General features: G+C 57.8%; 14 protein-coding genes. 4 read left to right on the forward strand and 10 right to left on the reverse strand.

Annotated features, from left to right (window positions below):
• The first annotated feature begins 58 nt into the window (after positions 1–58).
• Positions 59–2,701, forward strand: a complete 2,643-nt coding sequence (gene mutS, locus H1S03_RS08500) for a DNA mismatch repair protein MutS (protein WP_185804054.1) — start codon at positions 59–61, stop codon at positions 2,699–2,701.
• On the opposite strand, the gene H1S03_RS08505 is transcribed toward mutS, so the two are convergent.
• The 3 genes from H1S03_RS08505 to hrcA are packed head-to-tail and all read right to left on the reverse strand — an operon-like array spanning position 2,698 to position 4,971.
• Positions 2,698–3,306, reverse strand: a complete 609-nt coding sequence (locus tag H1S03_RS08505) for a pyridoxamine 5'-phosphate oxidase family protein (RefSeq protein WP_185804055.1) — start codon at positions 3,304–3,306, stop codon at positions 2,698–2,700. The two genes, mutS and H1S03_RS08505, sit on opposite strands and share 4 nt — an antisense overlap.
• Before the next feature lie 13 nt (positions 3,307–3,319).
• A complete protein-coding gene (gene grpE / locus H1S03_RS08510) occupies positions 3,320–3,877 on the reverse strand; it encodes a nucleotide exchange factor GrpE (RefSeq protein ID WP_185804056.1) in 558 nt (185 codons plus the stop codon).
• 23 nt (positions 3,878–3,900) lie between these two features.
• Entirely contained in the window at positions 3,901–4,971 is a 1,071-nt protein-coding gene (gene hrcA / locus H1S03_RS08515; protein ID WP_166193793.1) for a heat-inducible transcriptional repressor HrcA, read from the reverse strand.
• 138 nt (positions 4,972–5,109) lie between these two features.
• On the opposite strand from hrcA, the gene rph reads away from it, so the two are divergent.
• The 3 genes from rph to hemW are packed head-to-tail and all read left to right on the forward strand — an operon-like array spanning position 5,110 to position 7,599.
• Positions 5,110–5,823: a ribonuclease PH gene (gene rph / locus H1S03_RS08520; protein WP_185804057.1), complete on the forward strand. Its 714-nt coding sequence runs from the start codon at positions 5,110–5,112 to the stop codon at positions 5,821–5,823.
• Entirely contained in the window at positions 5,820–6,434 is a 615-nt protein-coding gene (locus H1S03_RS08525; RefSeq protein ID WP_185804058.1) for a non-canonical purine NTP pyrophosphatase, read from the forward strand. Before rph ends, H1S03_RS08525 begins: the two co-directional genes overlap by 4 nt.
• Positions 6,427–7,599 (forward strand): radical SAM family heme chaperone HemW, encoded by a 1,173-nt coding sequence (hemW, locus tag H1S03_RS08530; RefSeq protein ID WP_249777860.1) that lies wholly within the window; start codon positions 6,427–6,429, stop codon positions 7,597–7,599. Before H1S03_RS08525 ends, hemW begins: the two co-directional genes overlap by 8 nt.
• On the opposite strand, the gene H1S03_RS08535 is transcribed toward hemW, so the two are convergent.
• The 7 genes from H1S03_RS08535 to hemJ all read right to left on the reverse strand — a co-directional run bounded on the left by H1S03_RS08535 (position 7,600) and on the right by hemJ (position 14,993).
• Complete coding sequence (locus H1S03_RS08535; protein ID WP_185804059.1) at positions 7,600–8,472, reverse strand: ParB/RepB/Spo0J family partition protein; 873 nt, start codon at positions 8,470–8,472, stop codon at positions 7,600–7,602.
• On the reverse strand, positions 8,459–9,256 hold the full coding sequence (locus H1S03_RS08540) for a ParA family protein (protein ID WP_185804060.1): 798 nt from the start codon (positions 9,254–9,256) through the stop codon (positions 8,459–8,461). Before H1S03_RS08540 ends, H1S03_RS08535 begins: the two co-directional genes overlap by 14 nt.
• Positions 9,257–9,268: 12 nt before the next feature.
• Positions 9,269–9,826, reverse strand: coding sequence for a 16S rRNA (guanine(527)-N(7))-methyltransferase RsmG (gene rsmG / locus H1S03_RS08545; RefSeq protein WP_185804211.1), 558 nt, complete (start codon positions 9,824–9,826; stop codon positions 9,269–9,271).
• Positions 9,827–9,873: 47 nt separating this feature from the next.
• A complete protein-coding gene (mnmG, locus tag H1S03_RS08550; RefSeq protein WP_185804061.1) occupies positions 9,874–11,739 on the reverse strand; it encodes a tRNA uridine-5-carboxymethylaminomethyl(34) synthesis enzyme MnmG in 1,866 nt (621 codons plus the stop codon).
• A gap of 11 nt (positions 11,740–11,750) precedes the next feature.
• On the reverse strand, positions 11,751–13,043 hold the full coding sequence (mnmE, locus tag H1S03_RS08555; RefSeq protein ID WP_185804212.1) for a tRNA uridine-5-carboxymethylaminomethyl(34) synthesis GTPase MnmE: 1,293 nt from the start codon (positions 13,041–13,043) through the stop codon (positions 11,751–11,753).
• Positions 13,044–13,089: 46 nt separating this feature from the next.
• Positions 13,090–14,361, reverse strand: a complete 1,272-nt coding sequence (gene rho / locus H1S03_RS08560; protein WP_166188528.1) for a transcription termination factor Rho — start codon at positions 14,359–14,361, stop codon at positions 13,090–13,092.
• A gap of 131 nt (positions 14,362–14,492) precedes the next feature.
• Positions 14,493–14,993 (reverse strand): protoporphyrinogen oxidase HemJ, encoded by a 501-nt coding sequence (hemJ, locus tag H1S03_RS08565; protein ID WP_347339217.1) that lies wholly within the window; start codon positions 14,991–14,993, stop codon positions 14,493–14,495.
• Between the last annotated feature and the right edge of the window lie 47 nt (positions 14,994–15,040).

Genomic DNA, 15,040 nt, shown 5'->3' on the forward strand with positions numbered 1-15,040 from the left:
GGCTTTTCGCCACTCCGACGGCACGTTAGGACAGTTCGACCAAGCGAAGGGGGCCGGAATGTCGAATACCGCGACGCCGATGATGGCGCAGTTTCTGGAGATCAAGGCCCAGTACCCCGATGCGCTGCTGTTCTACCGGATGGGCGATTTCTACGAGATGTTCTTTGACGATGCGGTCGCGGCCGCGGCGGCGCTCGACATCGCGCTGACCAAACGTGGCAAGCACGAAGGAAAGGACATCGCGATGTGCGGCGTGCCGCAGCACGCGGCGGAGGGGTATCTGCTGACCCTGATCCGCAAGGGGTTCCGCGTCGCCGTCTGCGATCAGATGGAAAGCCCGGCGGAGGCGAAGAAGCGCGGCTACAAGGCTGTGGTCAAGCGTGAGGTTGTCCGACTGGTCACCCCCGGCACCCTGACCGAGGATACCCTGCTGGACGCGCGGCGGCACAATTATCTGGCCGCTTATGCCCAGGTACGCGATGCCGGGGCCTATGCCTGGCTGGACCTGAGCACCGGCGAACTGCACGTCGCGCGCTGCCCGCTGGTAACGTTGGGCCCGATGCTGGCCCGCACCGGCCCGCGTGAGGTTCTGGTCGTGGAGGGCGAGGTTCCCCCCGCCCTGGATGAGGACCCGGCCGTCGTCACGCCGCTGGGTCGTGCCAGCTTCGACAGTGAGGCCGCGCGAACCCGGTTGGAAACCCTCTATGGCACCGGCTCGCTGGACGGGTTCGGGCAGTTCGACCGGGCGGAGCTTGCGGCGCTCGGCGCGCTGATCGACTATGTGGACATCACGCAAAAGGGCCGCCTGCCCCTGATCCGCCCCCCGGTGCAGGAGCATCAGGGCGCTGCGATGCAGATCGACGCCGCGACCCGCCGCAATCTGGAACTGACCCACGCGCTCAGCGGTGGGCGTGAGGGCAGCCTTCTGACCGCCATCGACCGTACGGTAACAGGCGCGGGGGCACGCTTGCTGGAAACGCGACTGTGCGCCCCCTCAACCGATCTGGAAACCATACGTGGCAGGCTGGACGCGGTGCAGGCCTTCGTCGAGGATCGCACGCTGAGCGCCGATCTGCGTGAGGCCTTGCGGCAGGCTCCCGACATGGATCGCGCGCTGACGCGGCTGGCGCTGGACCGTGGCGGGCCGCGCGACCTCGCCGCCATCCGAAACGGGTTGCGCGCAGGCGAACGAGTTGCCCACGCCCTGAGCGGCGAACTGCCCGATCAGGTGGCGCAGGCCGCGCGGGCGCTGGCCACCCTGCCCGATTGCGCCAACTTGCTGAACGCGGCGCTGGTGGCCGAACCGCCTTTGCTGAAACGCGACGGCGGTTTCGTGGCCGAGGGCGTGGATGTCGATCTGGACGAGGTGCGCACCCTGCGCGACGAGGGGCGCGGTGTCATCGCCTCGATGCAGGCGAAATATGCGGAGATCGCAAGCGTCACCGCGTTGAAGATCAAGCATAACAACGTGCTGGGCTATTTCATCGAAACGACCGCCACCCATGCGGAAAAGATGCTGTCCGCACCGCTGTCAGACACCTTCATCCACCGCCAGACCACGGCGAATGCAGTGCGGTTCACCACTGTCGAATTGTCCGAACTGGAAACGCGCATCCTCAATGCGGGCGCGCGCACGTTGGAGTTGGAGCTGGAACAGTTCACCCGCATGCGTGAGGCCGTGCTGGCGGACGGGGCCGCGATCAATGCCGCCGCGCGGGCGCTGGCGGAACTGGACGTGGCGACAGGGCTGGCGGAACTGGCCGTGGACAGCGACTGGACCCGCCCCGTGCTGGACATGTCGCGCAGCTTCGCCATCGTCGGCGGGCGTCATCCCGTGGTGGAGCGTGCCCTGCGCCGACAGGGCGGGCCGGAGTTCATTCCCAACGATTGCGATCTGAGCGCGGAGGGCGAGGATGCCGCCCGCATCGTCCTGCTGACGGGTCCGAACATGGCGGGTAAATCGACCTGGCTGCGACAAAACGCGATCATCGCGCTGCTGGCGCAGATCGGCGCGTTCGTGCCTGCCGCCTCGGCCCATATCGGCTTGGTCGATCAGCTGTTTTCGCGGGTCGGCGCGGCGGACGATCTGGCGCGGGGACGATCCACCTTCATGGTGGAGATGGTGGAAACGGCGGCAATCCTGAACCGGGCCGGTCCGCGTGCGCTGGTCATTCTGGATGAGATCGGGCGCGGAACGGCGACCTATGACGGCCTCAGCATTGCGTGGGCGGTGATGGAGCATTTGCACGACGTCAACGGCGCACGTGCCCTGTTTGCCACGCATTACCATGAGATGACCGCCCTGTCAGACAAGCTGGACGGCGTATCCAACGCCACCGTCGCCGTGCGTGAGTGGGAGGGGAACGTCGTTTTCCTGCATGAGGTACGTGAGGGCGCAGCGGATCGGTCCTATGGGGTTCAGGTCGCACGGCTGGCCGGATTGCCCGCCCCCGTGGTGGAGCGGGCGCGCAGCGTTCTGGACATCCTCGAAAAGGGCGAACGCGAACAGGGCGGCAAGACGAAAACCCTGATCGACGACTTGCCCCTGTTCTCCGTACCCGCCCCCGCGCCCCAACCTGCCAAGACGGAATCCAAGGTCGAAAGCAGGCTGGCGGACATTCTGCCCGACGGATTGAGCCCGCGCGAGGCATTGGATCTGATCTATGAACTGAAGGGTCTGATGCCGAACGAGACGCCCTAGTACAGTGCCTTGGCATAGCGGGCGAGCATCTGCTCCTCGCTCTCGGGCTGATCGTCAGTGCCGGTCTGGTCGGCAATCATCTGCCCCATCGTGGGCACCGGACGCTGCTCGCCCCATGTCTGGGGCTGCCACAGGCCGGATCGCAGCATCGACTTGGCGCAATGCAGATAGGCGCGTGTCACCTTCACCCGCAGCACGCTCAGCGCGGGTCTGCCATGCGCGGCGCAGCGGTCGCACAGGTCGGCATCGTCATGGATGTCCGCGATGCCACGCACCCGCAGCGTTTCGCGCACCCCCGGTATCATGAAGATCAGACCGATGGCCGGATCGCCCAGCAGATTGGTCAGGTTGTCCAAACGATTGTTGCCGGGCCGGTCGGGGATCAGCAGATGGGTGTCATCCTCGACGATCACGAAACCGGGGGCATCGCCGCGCGGTGTCACGTCCAGTCCGTCAGGCCCGGAAGTGGACATCACGAGGAACGGAGAGGCCGCGATGAAGGTACGGCAATGCGTATCGAGCCCGTGCAGCTCCTTGGCCACGCTGCGGGCGCTTTTCTCACCGTAAAGGGCGCGAAGGGCCGCCTCCTGAGTGATGCGACCCATCGCGGCCCCCTTATCATCCGCCCGAGGACACGCCGACCTGCGCGGGGCGCAGCAGACGGTCACCGATCATGAAGCCCTCGGCCATCACCTGCAGCACACATCCCGCGGCCACGCCGGGCATCGGGGCCTCGAACATCGCCTGATGCAGCTTGGGGTCGAACTTGTCGCCCATCTCGGGGTCGATGCGGGTGATCTTATGCTTTTCAAAGGCGTTGAGAAGCTCACGCTGCGTCAGTTCGATCCCCTCGATCACCGAGGAGGCGGCCTCACGCTGCTCCTCCGTAATGGCCTCAACCGCACGTTTCAGATTGTCGTGCACCGGCAGCAATTCACGGGCCAAGCGTGTTCCGCCATAGATCTCCGCGTCCTTGCGATCCCGCTCCAGCCGCTTGCGCAGATTTTCCATGTCCGCATAGGTCCGCAAAAGCTTGTCGCGCAGCTCTTCGTTTTCCGTGCGCAGGCTGTCGATCTCCGCATCGGGATCGGCATAGGCTTGCGAGTTTTCATCCGGTTCGCCCTCGGCCTCCGGCATGTCTTCGAACTCTTCGTTCACGTCATTTTCGTTCGACATATTCGACTTCCGTCCTCAGCGCTTCATCGACCGTCCTTCAACAGACGGCCGACCAGTTGCGCGGTGTAATCCACGATCGGAACGATGCGCCCGTAGTTCAGCCGCGTAGGGCCGATGACACCGATCGCGCCGATGATCTTCCGATCAGCGTTCATATAGGGAGATACGACCAGAGAGGAACCCGAAAGTGAAAAGAGCTTGTTCTCGGACCCGATGAAAACCCGCACACCGTCGCCCTCCTCGGTCAAACTGAGCAATTGGGCGAGATCGCGCTTGCGCTCGATATCGTCGAAAAGCTGGCGAATGCGGATCAGGTCATCCTCCGCCCCGGTCGAATCGATCAGATGCGAAGTGCCGCGCACGATCAGACGGTCGCGGTCGTCACCCGTTTGCTCGGACCACAGGGCCACGCCGGATTCGACCAGATTGCGGGCCAGCACGTCCAGCTCCTGCCGGCGGGAGACGATCTCCGCCTCGACGATGGAGCGGGCCTCGCTCACGGTGCGGCCTTCGAGGATGGAATTGAGGAAGTTCGCTGCCTCTCGCATCGCGGATGGCGGCAGACCGGGCGGTGGGGTGAACAGCCGGTTCTCGACCCGCCCGTCGGCCATGACCAGCACAACCAGCGCCCGCTCATCCGAGAGGGAGACGAATTCGATATGCCGGATCGGTGCCTCGACCTGCGGGGTCAGCACCAGAGACGCACCGCGTGTCAGGCCCGACAACACGCCCACCGCACGATCCAGCGCGCCGGTAATGTCGTCACTGTCGGTTCCGACGGCACGCTCGATCTCCTGCCGGTCGACGGAGTTCACATCGCCGCCCTCGATGAAGCCATCCACGAACATCCGCAATCCGCGCTGGGTCGGCACCCGCCCCGCGCTAACATGGGGACTGCCCAGAAGGCCCAGCATTTCGAGATCCTGCATCACGTTTCGGATCGTCGCGGCGGATACCGGCTGCGCCAATGCCCGCGACAGGGTGCGTGATCCGACAGGCTCCCCGGTATCCAGATACGTCTCGACCAGCGAGCGAAAGACCGCGCGGGCCCGCTCGTTCATGTCGTCCAAAGTGCTCGTCTTGGGTTCATTCATGTCCATAAAGAGGTAGACACGCGATGCAGTCAGGTCAACGGCACTGTCCATCTGCGCTGCGGGCCGGACGCATGGCGCATCACTGGACGGATATGACCCTCTGCTATAGGGAAAGATCGAGTTTTACAGGAGAGTATCATGCGCCCATCCGGCCGGTCCGTCGATCAACTGCGCCCCGTTTCCATCGAGACGAACGTGACCATGCACGCCGAGGGGTCGTGCATCATCCGTTGTGGCAACACGCATGTGCTGTGCACCGCTTCGCTGGAGGAACGGGTGCCGCCATGGTTGCGCAATACCGGTCTGGGTTGGGTCACTGCGGAATATGGCATGCTGCCCCGCGCCACCACCACACGTAACCGACGTGAGGCACAGGCTGGCAAGCAATCGGGCCGCACGCAGGAAATCCAGCGCCTGATAGGCCGGTCCTTGCGCGCCGGGATCGACCGCGTCGCCCTGGGTGAGCGGCAGATCACCGTCGATTGCGACGTCATTCAGGCCGATGGCGGGACGCGTTGCGCCTCCATCACCGGGGGCTGGGTCGCCCTGCGTCTGGCAATCAACAAACTGCTGAAGGCGGGCGATCTGAAAAGCGATCCGCTGACCACGCATGTCGCCGCTATCAGCTGCGGTATCTATGGCGGACAACCCGTGCTGGATCTGGATTACGCCGAAGATAGCGCCGCGGGAACCGACGCTAATTTCGTCATGACCGGTGAGGGGGGAATGATCGAGGTTCAGGGCTCGGCCGAGGGGGCGCCGTTCTCTCGCGATGAACTGACCCGGCTGCTCGATCTGGCCTCCTCCGGCGTCGATGATCTGGTCGCGGCACAAAAGGCCGCTGTCGCATGATCCGCAAGGTCTCCTCAGGCGAGCGCATGGTTCTTGCCTCTCACAACGCTGGAAAGTTGCGGGAGATTTCGGCCCTGTTGGAACCATACGGGATCGACGTCACCTCCGCCGGTGTTCTGGGCCTCAGCGAACCGGAGGAGACCGAGGATACCTTTGCCGGAAACGCCCGGTTGAAGGCGCATTTTGCTGCACGTGAAACCGGGCTGGTTGCGCTCAGCGACGATTCCGGGATTGAGGTCGATGCGCTGGACGGTGCACCCGGCGTCTATACCGCCGATTGGGCCGAAACGGGCCAGGGCCGCGATTTCATGATGGCGATGACCCGAACCTGGCGCGAGCTGGAGGAGCGTAACGCTCCGGAACCGCGTACGGGCCGCTTCGTCTGCACGTTGTGCCTGGCCTGGCCGGACGGGCACGACCAGATCTATCGCGGTGAGGCCGGGGGCCGTCTGGTCTGGCCACCGCGCGGCGAACAGGGTTTCGGCTATGATCCAATGTTCCTGCCCGACGGACAAACCCTGACCTTCGGTGAAATGCCCTATGCGCAAAAGGAGCCTCTGAGCCACCGCTCCGCCGCGTTCAAACTGTTGACGGCGCAAACTTTTGGCTGAGCTTCTGACACCAGATTGGCGCAATGGCGGGTTCGGCGTCTATGTTCACTGGCCGTTCTGTCAGGCAAAGTGCCCATATTGCGATTTCAATTCCCATGTCCGGCGCGAGGTCGATCACGCAGCATGGTGTGATGCCCTGTGTCGAGAGATCGAACATGCCGCGAGCCTCAGCGGACCGCGCCGCGTCGATACCGTGTTCTTCGGCGGAGGCACGCCTAGCCTGATGAAGCCGGAGACGATCGCGGCTGTCATCGGCAAGATCGGGCAGGTATGGAGCCTGGCCGAAGATGCGGAAATCACGCTCGAAGCCAATCCGACATCCGTCGAGGCCGGAAAGTTCCAAGGCTTTCGTGACGCGGGTATCAACCGCGTCTCCATGGGGATACAGGCCCTCAACGATGTGGATCTCAAACGTCTGGGGCGAATGCATACTGCGCGTGAAGCCATGGAGGCCTTTGAAATCGCGCGAGCGTGCTTTGACCGGGTGAGTTTCGATTTGATTTACGCCCGACAAGGGCAAGACAGAGCATCATGGAAAACTGAATTAAATCAAGCTATTAGCTTGGGTTTGGATCACCTGTCACTCTATCAGCTGACCATTGAGGCATCCACCAGATTTGGGGAACTTCACGCACGTGGGGCGCTGCGCGGCATGCCCAATGACAGCATTGCCAGTGACATGTATTTCGATACGCAGGATATCATGGAATCGGCTGGACTGCCGGCTTACGAGATCTCGAACCACGCGCGGAATGCCGCGGAATCCCGTCACAATCTGATCTATTGGCGGTATGGCGACTATGCCGGTATCGGGCCGGGTGCTCATGGTCGGATAACCGGAGCGGACGGTATCAGGCGAGCCACTGAAACGCTTCGTATGCCCGAAGCCTGGCTGCAGAATGTGCAAAGGCACGGTCACGGATACAAGCCTGCGGATGCTCTGTCCCTGTACGATCAGGCGGTCGAATGTGTTCTGATGGGGCTGCGCCTGCGTGAAGGTATCGACATGCCCCGATTGCAGGCACTGAACCCCGGTTTTTTCGACGAATCCGCCCTCGTCACACTAAAAGAGGACGGGCTGATTTCCATCCGAGATCACCGCTTGTCGATTACACGACAAGGGCGCCCGGTGACGAATGCGATCCTGCGCGAACTGATTGCCTGATCAGTTTTCCCCGGACAGCAAACCACATAGCCGGTCGAGGTCGTCCAGATCGCGATAAGTGACGCTTATCTGCCCGCCCTGCCCGTCAGATCTGTGGGTAATCGAGACTGTGAGTCCTAGAGCTGCGCTAAGATCACCTTCCAACGAACGGGTATCGGCATCCTTCTTGGCCTTCGCCGTAGGCTGGCGGGTTCCGGGAATGACCGGAGTTTTCGCCCGCTTTTCAGCCTCACGTACCGAAAGCCGCTGCTGTACGATCTGGTTCGCAAGAGGCATGGGATCGGCGAGCGGTACCAGCGCACGCGCATGGCCCGCCGAAAGCTGCCCCTCGACCAACATGTCGAGTACTGGGGTTGGGAGGGAAAGCAAGCGTAGCAAGTTTGCAATATGAGAGCGTGACTTGCCAAGTGCTTCTGCCAGTTTTTCCTGCGTGTGACCGAACTTTTCCATAAGCTGCTTGTAGCCACGCGCCTCTTCCACAGCATTCAGGTCAGATCTCTGAATGTTTTCAATGATGGCGACTTCGAGAACTTCGGTATCATTGAATTCACGGATAACGACCGGCAGTTCATGCAGTTGAGCTCGCTGCGCGGCCCGCCAACGTCGCTCACCCGCAACGATTTGGTAGGCAGAGGCACCGGTAGGATCGGGCCGAACGATCAGAGGCTGAATGATACCCTTTTCGCGGATCGAACGCGTAAGATCGTCTAGGTCGGATTCAGTGAACGTTCGCCTCGGCTGGTCTGGATTCGGACTGATTTGTTCGATTGGCAGGGTTTGAACAGTGGTCGATTCCGAACCCTGGCCCGGATCCACATCGACTAGGAGAGCGGACAAGCCGCGCCCGAGCCCCTTACGATCAGGTTTTCGCATGGGAAGTCCTCTTCTTTTCGACACGCGTGGCACGTGTGAGCAGTTCGGCCGCCAAGCGCTGATATGCCAGACTGCCTGCGCTGGTTTCATCGTATAGCAAGGCTGGCATGGCGTGCGAAGGTGCTTCAGACAGCCTGACATTCCGGGGAATCACAGTTTCAAAAACCAGATCACCCAGTGTCTGGCGCGCATCAGCAGCAACTTGATGGCACAAATTGTTGCGGCGGTCATACATTGTCAGCACAATACCTTGAATCTCAAGCGATGCATTCAACGCTGAACGAACTTCGCGTATCGTATTCATGAGTTGACTAAGTCCTTCGAGAGCGAAGAACTCACATTGTAGCGGAACGAGTACTGTTGCCGCAGCCGACAGCGCATTCAGGGTCAGTAAGTTCAGCGCAGGCGGACAATCGATCAGAACATAGTCATACTGATCCCCCGCAGTGCGCAAACTGTCCCTGAGGCGATTTGCGCGGCTCGACTCCTTCGAAAGTGTGAGATCAACGGAGCTGAGATCCGGCGTGGCTGGAGCGATAAACAGGTTCGGGACAATAGTCGGAAGAGCAACCTCAGCGATCGGTTTACGATCAACCAGTACATCATAGGTTGACTGCAGGCGGGCCGAATTCTCAATTCCCAACCCTGTAGAGGCATTGCCCTGCGGATCGAGATCAACCAGCAGCACCCTTTGCCCCACTGCGGCCAAAGCGGTGCCCAAGTTTATCGCGGTCGTGGTTTTACCTACGCCGCCCTTCTGATTTGCGAGAGCAATTATTTTCATTTCAGGACACTTTCAAATATGTTTCAGGCCCTTGATACGAAGGATGGCGCCTTCTCGGCTGGTCAAACTCTGGACTTCCTCGACATCAAAAGTCCAGTCCTTCCGCGCGACTTCAAGCTCAAGTTTTCGGTTCGCGCCCTTCATGAACAAACATTGCCCTTCCGATGAGAGGTGCGGTTTGGCCAGGGTGAAAAGTGATGGCAAGGAAGCCAATGCTCGGGCGCTTATCACATCCGCAGATTGGGGTTCCAGTGCTTCGATGCGACGATTAGTTACCTTCGCACCCAGCTTACATTCGCGAATTACTGTGCGCATGAAAAGACATTTGCGCATATCACTCTCAACTAAAACCAGATCCTTATCAGGATATATGCACGCTACGATCAGGCCGGGGAAACCTCCACCAGACCCAATATCCACCCATGTGTTCGAATCTTCTCCTAAATGTGCGATTTGTAGGGAATCGAGAACGTGTCGAGTCCAGACTTCAGGAATGGTATTCGGAGCAACGAGATTAATCTTTGGATTCCATTGAATCAGCAATTCAACGTACCTATCGAAGGCTCTCATTGTTTCACGTGAAACACTCTTCTCGACTAATTCTCGCCCTGAAAAAGTCACGCTGATTTTCGCTCAGCTCGTCGGGTCGCGGCAATGAGCAAGCCAAGTGCTGCAGGGGTCATACCCTCAATTCTCGAAGCCTGTGCAATAGAATCTGGTCGTGTTGCCAGCAACTTGGTTTTCAGCTCGGTCGAAAGGCCAGCGATAGATTGGTACGGCAAGTCCAAGGGTAGCGATTTCTCCGCATCGCGCTTCAAAGCGGCGATATCCCGGCCCTGACGTTCAATGTAGCTCGCATAGGTCGCGTCGATTGATAGCTGAGACAGAATATCAGACGAAATCGCTGAAGATTCAGGACAAAGTTCCACTATATGGGTCGGCGTAGTTTCGCTTCGCGCCATCAAATCGAACACTGAACGGCGCTGCCCATCGCGGTTTACCTTCAAACCGACCGCATTTGCCCGGTCGGGAGTGACCGTGTATGCTGAAAAGAGGGAGCGCGCATATGCCAATTTCGTGGCCTTCTCCTCATATTCCTCGGCGCGATCTTGGCTGATGCACCCAATTTCCATCCCGAGAGGCGTCAATCGCTGATCTGCATTATCGGCCCTCAGTGAAAGCCTGTATTCTGCCCTGGACGTGAACATCCGATATGGCTCCGCAACGCCTCGGGTTACGAGATCGTCTATCATTACTCCGATATATGCTTGAGATCGATCCAGAACGAACGGTTCAGCACCGGCCACAGATAATGCCGCGTTCAATCCGGCAATAAGTCCCTGAGCAGCCGCTTCTTCATATCCTGTTGTACCATTGATTTGTCCGGCCAAAAACAGACCCGGGCAGTTTATGACCCTCAATGTAGAATCCAAGCCTCTTGGATCCACATAATCATACTCAATCGCATATCCCGGCTGAACAATCTCGGCGTATTCCAATCCACGCATAGATTTTACATATTGTTCCTGAATTTCGACTGGAAGTGACGTCGAAATTCCGTTCGGATATACCAAATCCGAATTCAGACCTTCTGGTTCCAGAAAAACCTGATGAGCTGATTTATCAGCAAATCGCGTGACCTTATCTTCTATGGATGGGCAATAGCGAGGACCAGGTCCGGTAATGTTGCCACTGTACATAGCTGATTTTTCGAGGTTTTCCCGAATTAATTCGTGCGTGGCTTCGTTCGTATGGGTAATTCCACATGCTATTTGAGGAGGCAGATCACCTGAGTTCAGGAACGAAAATCTAACAGGATGCTCATCAGCCTCCTGACGTTCCAAGATTTTCCAATTAATACTCTTGCTTCTCAACCGCGGCGGAGTGCCAGTTTTCAATCGTCCAAGTGGAAGGGCCAGATTTTCAATCCGCTGAGCCAGTTTGGATGCAGACGGATCGCCCATTCTGCCACCCTGTCTGGTTACACTCCCGATATGAATCACACCTCTCAGAAAGGTTCCCGTGGTTATAACCACAGCACCAGCCGAGATTTCGCTACCATCAGCCAAGGTAACGCCTGCGATTTTACCTTTTGCGATGATTAAATCGTCAACAGCCGCCTCAATAACAGCCAAATTTGGCAAGTTATCGAATTCAGCTTGCATATGACGGCGATACAAATCCCGATCCGCTTGTGTACGTGGGCCCTGAACTGCGGGTCCTTTCCGCCTGTTCAACAACCTGAACTGTATACCTGACCGATCCGCAACACGGCCCATTACGCCATCCAATGCGTCAATCTCTCGAACCAAATGCCCCTTACCTAGACCTCCGATGGCGGGGTTACAGGACATTTCTCCAATACGATCACGGCGATGCGTAATGAGAGCTACCTGAGATCCCATACGTTGCGCGGCGAGAGCGGCTTCGCAACCCGCATGCCCACCACCTACGATAATTACATCAAACGCATTATGTTTCACGTGAAACAACCTTACTTACCTATGCAAAAACTGGAGAAGATGTCCCCAAGAACATCCTCGACCCCGATTCGACCGATCAGCTGGTCCAGAGCATGTATAGCAGATCGCAGATCCTCTGCCACGAATTCAGGTCCGCTGTAATCTTCATCAAGAGATGAAAGAGCGTTCCCCAGGTACTCCGCCCCAGCACGCATCGCGACCTGATGACGCTCTCTAATCAACAACGAAGAGCCACTGGTGAGATAATTCAGCCTGACTTCGATATCCTTTAACAAACGTTCGATACCGTACCCTGATAAGCTCGATACGCCACCTTTGCTTCCATCATCGTCTTTACCATGTATTATCAGGTCATGAGCCTCAACCTCAATAGTATCATCGGGGCCAACCTGATCCGGTTCCAACAGAAAAATACGCATATCTGCCGAATTTGCGCGCCGCTTTGCCAGATCAATACCCATACCCTCAACCACATCACTTGTCTCTCTAAGACCGGCTGTATCGAGAAAAGTTACAGCATGGCCGGATACATCAAGACGAGCCTCGATAACATCCCTGGTCGTGCCGGCATATTCCGATATCAACGCGACATCTCGCCGACTTAGACGATTGATCAAACTCGATTTTCCGGTGTTTGGACGTCCGACAATAGCCACTTCGAAGCCGCTGCGAATATCCGCCGCAGCTTTCGCCCCGCTAAGCTGCGATTTCATATGCCCCAGTACACGCCCAATCAGACTGCGCACTTCAGGGTAGACATCAACCGGAACGTCCTCGTCCGCGAAATCGATCGTCGCCTCGATTAGGGCAATCGAGCGCAGCAAATCTGCGCGCCAGGAAACAACCAGCCTGGACAGTTCACCATCCATAACCCGCAAAGCCTGTCGCCTCTGGCTTTCCGTGTCTGCATCCAGCAGGTCTGCCAAACCCTCGACCTGAGACAAATCCAGTCGTCCGTTTTCCAGACTTCGCCGGGTAAACTCACCTGCATCAGCGATTCTTAATCCGGGCTGGTCGGAGAGTACCTTTACCAACTGAGACAAAACCGCGGGCGATCCGTGGTGATGGATTTCAACCACCGGCTCACCCGTAAAACTGCCGTGCGCATCAAAGCGGAGGATCAAGGCCTGATCTATTTTCGATCCATCACGACTATCCCGTACCCAACGCAGCGCAGAAGATCTGTGATCGGGCAACGTGCCACACAACCGCTCAGCCGTTGCATGTGCCAATGGACCGGAAATCCGTATGATTCCAACGCCTGCCCTACCAGGAGAAGTTGCAGGCGCAAAGATAGTATCCAGCATGTATCACACCCATAGAGTGCAATACACGCACTCTGATAAACTACTAAGTATTCATGGAGTCAAAGAAGTCAGAATTGCTCTTTGTTTGCTTCAACTTACCCAGTAAGAATTCGATTGCATCCGTTGTTCCCATAGGATTGAGAATCCGCCGCAATACAAACATCTTGGTCAAGTCGGACTTATCAACCAGAAGTTCTTCCTTACGCGTGCCCGACTTCATGATATCGATGGCGGGGAAGACCCGTTTATCCGCAATCTTGCGATCCAGAACCAGTTCGGAGTTACCGGTTCCCTTGAACTCTTCGAAGATAACTTCATCCATACGGCTGCCCGTATCGATCAGCGCCGTCGCAATGATCGTCAGCGATCCACCTTCCTCGATGTTTCGCGCAGCACCAAAGAACCTTTTCGGTCGCTGAAGCGCGTTGGCATCGACACCGCCGGTCAGCACCTTGCCGGAGGACGGCACGACTGTATTGAAAGCCCGACCCAGACGCGTGATGGAGTCCAGCAGGATAACAACATCCCGCTTATGCTCGACCAGGCGCTTCGCCTTTTCGATGACCATTTCGGAAACGGCGACATGGCGGGTAGCCGGCTCGTCGAAGGTCGAGGATACGACCTCACCTTTGACCGATCTCTGCATGTCTGTAACTTCTTCTGGCCGCTCGTCGATCAACAGGACAATCAGATAGCATTCGGGGTGATTCTTCTCGATCGAATTCGCAATATTCTGCAAAATCATCGTCTTACCGGTACGTGGCGGCGCCACAATCAGGCAGCGTTGACCTTTCCCGATGGGTGAAACGAGGTCGATCACTCTGGCGGAACGATCCTTCACAGTCGGATCCGACACCTCCATCGACAGCCGCTCATCAGGATAGAGAGGCGTCAGGTTGTCGAAGTGAACCTTGTGATTGACCTTCTCCGGATCTTCGAAGTTGATCAGCGTGACCTTCACCAGACCGAAATAATTTTCGCCATCCTTCGGCGCGCGGATCACACCGTCTACGGTATCGCCAGTGCGCAGGCTGAATTTTCGGATCTGACTGGGGGAGACGTAGATATCGTCCGGACCCGGCAGATAGTTCGCCTCGGGCGAGCGCAGGAAACCGAAGCCGTCTTGCAGCACTTCGAGCACACCATCCCCGGAAATCTCGACTCCATCCTCGGCGGTTTCCTTGAGGATCGCGAACATCATGTCGCCCTTACGCATCGTAGAGGCGTTTTCGATTTCGAGCTCTTCCGCCATCTTCAGCAGATCGGCAGGGCTCTTCGCTTTCAACTCGGCAAGCGAGAGGCGTTCAATATCCATCAATTTCGGTCCGGTTATGTGATCGGTGCTCATACACACCAGATTACAGTAAGAGGAAGGGAAGCGCAGATCCCGCCCGCGCCTTTCGTCAGATATGGCGGTTAAGTCGAATATGTCAACAACATCATCGCTCAGAATGGTTTGACGATGACCGCAATCACGATGATCACCATCAACACAGTCGGTATTTCATTCGCGAACCGGTAGGTACGACCGGATCTGGTATTTCTGTCTTCGAGAAATTCCTTCCGCCTTCCGTTCAGCCAGGCGTGAAAACCGGTCATGATCAGTACCGCGATGAATTTTGGTAGAAACCACCATCCGAGCACGCCCGGAATCGCCGCGAGCAATATTCCAAACGTCCAGGTGGCGATCATCGCTGGCGTCATGATCACACTGTAGAGCTTCATCTCCATCATTTTGAAGGTTTCGGAGACGTCGCTCCCTGCCTCCCCACTTTCTGCGTGGTGAACGAACAGTCGCGGCAGATAGAAAATCCCTGCCATCCAGGAGATCACGGAAATCACGTGAGCGGCTTTCAGCCATGGATAGGCGATGCCGAGCAAATCCTGAATCATGTGTCGTCCTTCCTCGCTGGTTTCCTTCTTTGCCGGAGTTCCGAGTTTAATCAAGCGGGGTCTGTGACCCTCTTAATATCAAGAAAGAGTCTAAGGATGTG

Source organism: Pontivivens nitratireducens (genome assembly GCF_014235845.1).
Taxonomy (GTDB): Bacteria; Pseudomonadota; Alphaproteobacteria; order Rhodobacterales; family Rhodobacteraceae; genus Pontivivens; species Pontivivens nitratireducens.

Excerpts from the sequence above, each read along its gene's own strand:
- H1S03_RS08505 (WP_185804055.1), bottom strand. The coding sequence starts at position 3,306 with ATGGGTCGCATCACTCAGGAGGCGGCCCTTCGCGCCCTTTACGGTGAG.
- H1S03_RS08540 (WP_185804060.1), bottom strand. The coding sequence starts at position 9,256 with ATGAAAATAATTGCTCTCGCAAATCAGAAGGGCGGCGTAGGTAAAACC.
- H1S03_RS08535 (WP_185804059.1), bottom strand. The coding sequence starts at position 8,472 with ATGCGAAAACCTGATCGTAAGGGGCTCGGGCGCGGCTTGTCCGCTCTC.
- grpE (WP_185804056.1), bottom strand. The coding sequence starts at position 3,877 with ATGTCGAACGAAAATGACGTGAACGAAGAGTTCGAAGACATGCCGGAG.
- hrcA (WP_166193793.1), bottom strand. The coding sequence starts at position 4,971 with ATGAATGAACCCAAGACGAGCACTTTGGACGACATGAACGAGCGGGCC.
- mutS (WP_185804054.1), top strand. The coding sequence starts at position 59 with ATGTCGAATACCGCGACGCCGATGATGGCGCAGTTTCTGGAGATCAAG.
- rph (WP_185804057.1), top strand. The coding sequence starts at position 5,110 with ATGCGCCCATCCGGCCGGTCCGTCGATCAACTGCGCCCCGTTTCCATC.
- rsmG (WP_185804211.1), bottom strand. The coding sequence starts at position 9,826 with ATGAGAGCCTTCGATAGGTACGTTGAATTGCTGATTCAATGGAATCCA.
- H1S03_RS08525 (WP_185804058.1), top strand. The coding sequence starts at position 5,820 with ATGATCCGCAAGGTCTCCTCAGGCGAGCGCATGGTTCTTGCCTCTCAC.
- rho (WP_166188528.1), bottom strand. The coding sequence starts at position 14,361 with ATGGATATTGAACGCCTCTCGCTTGCCGAGTTGAAAGCGAAGAGCCCT.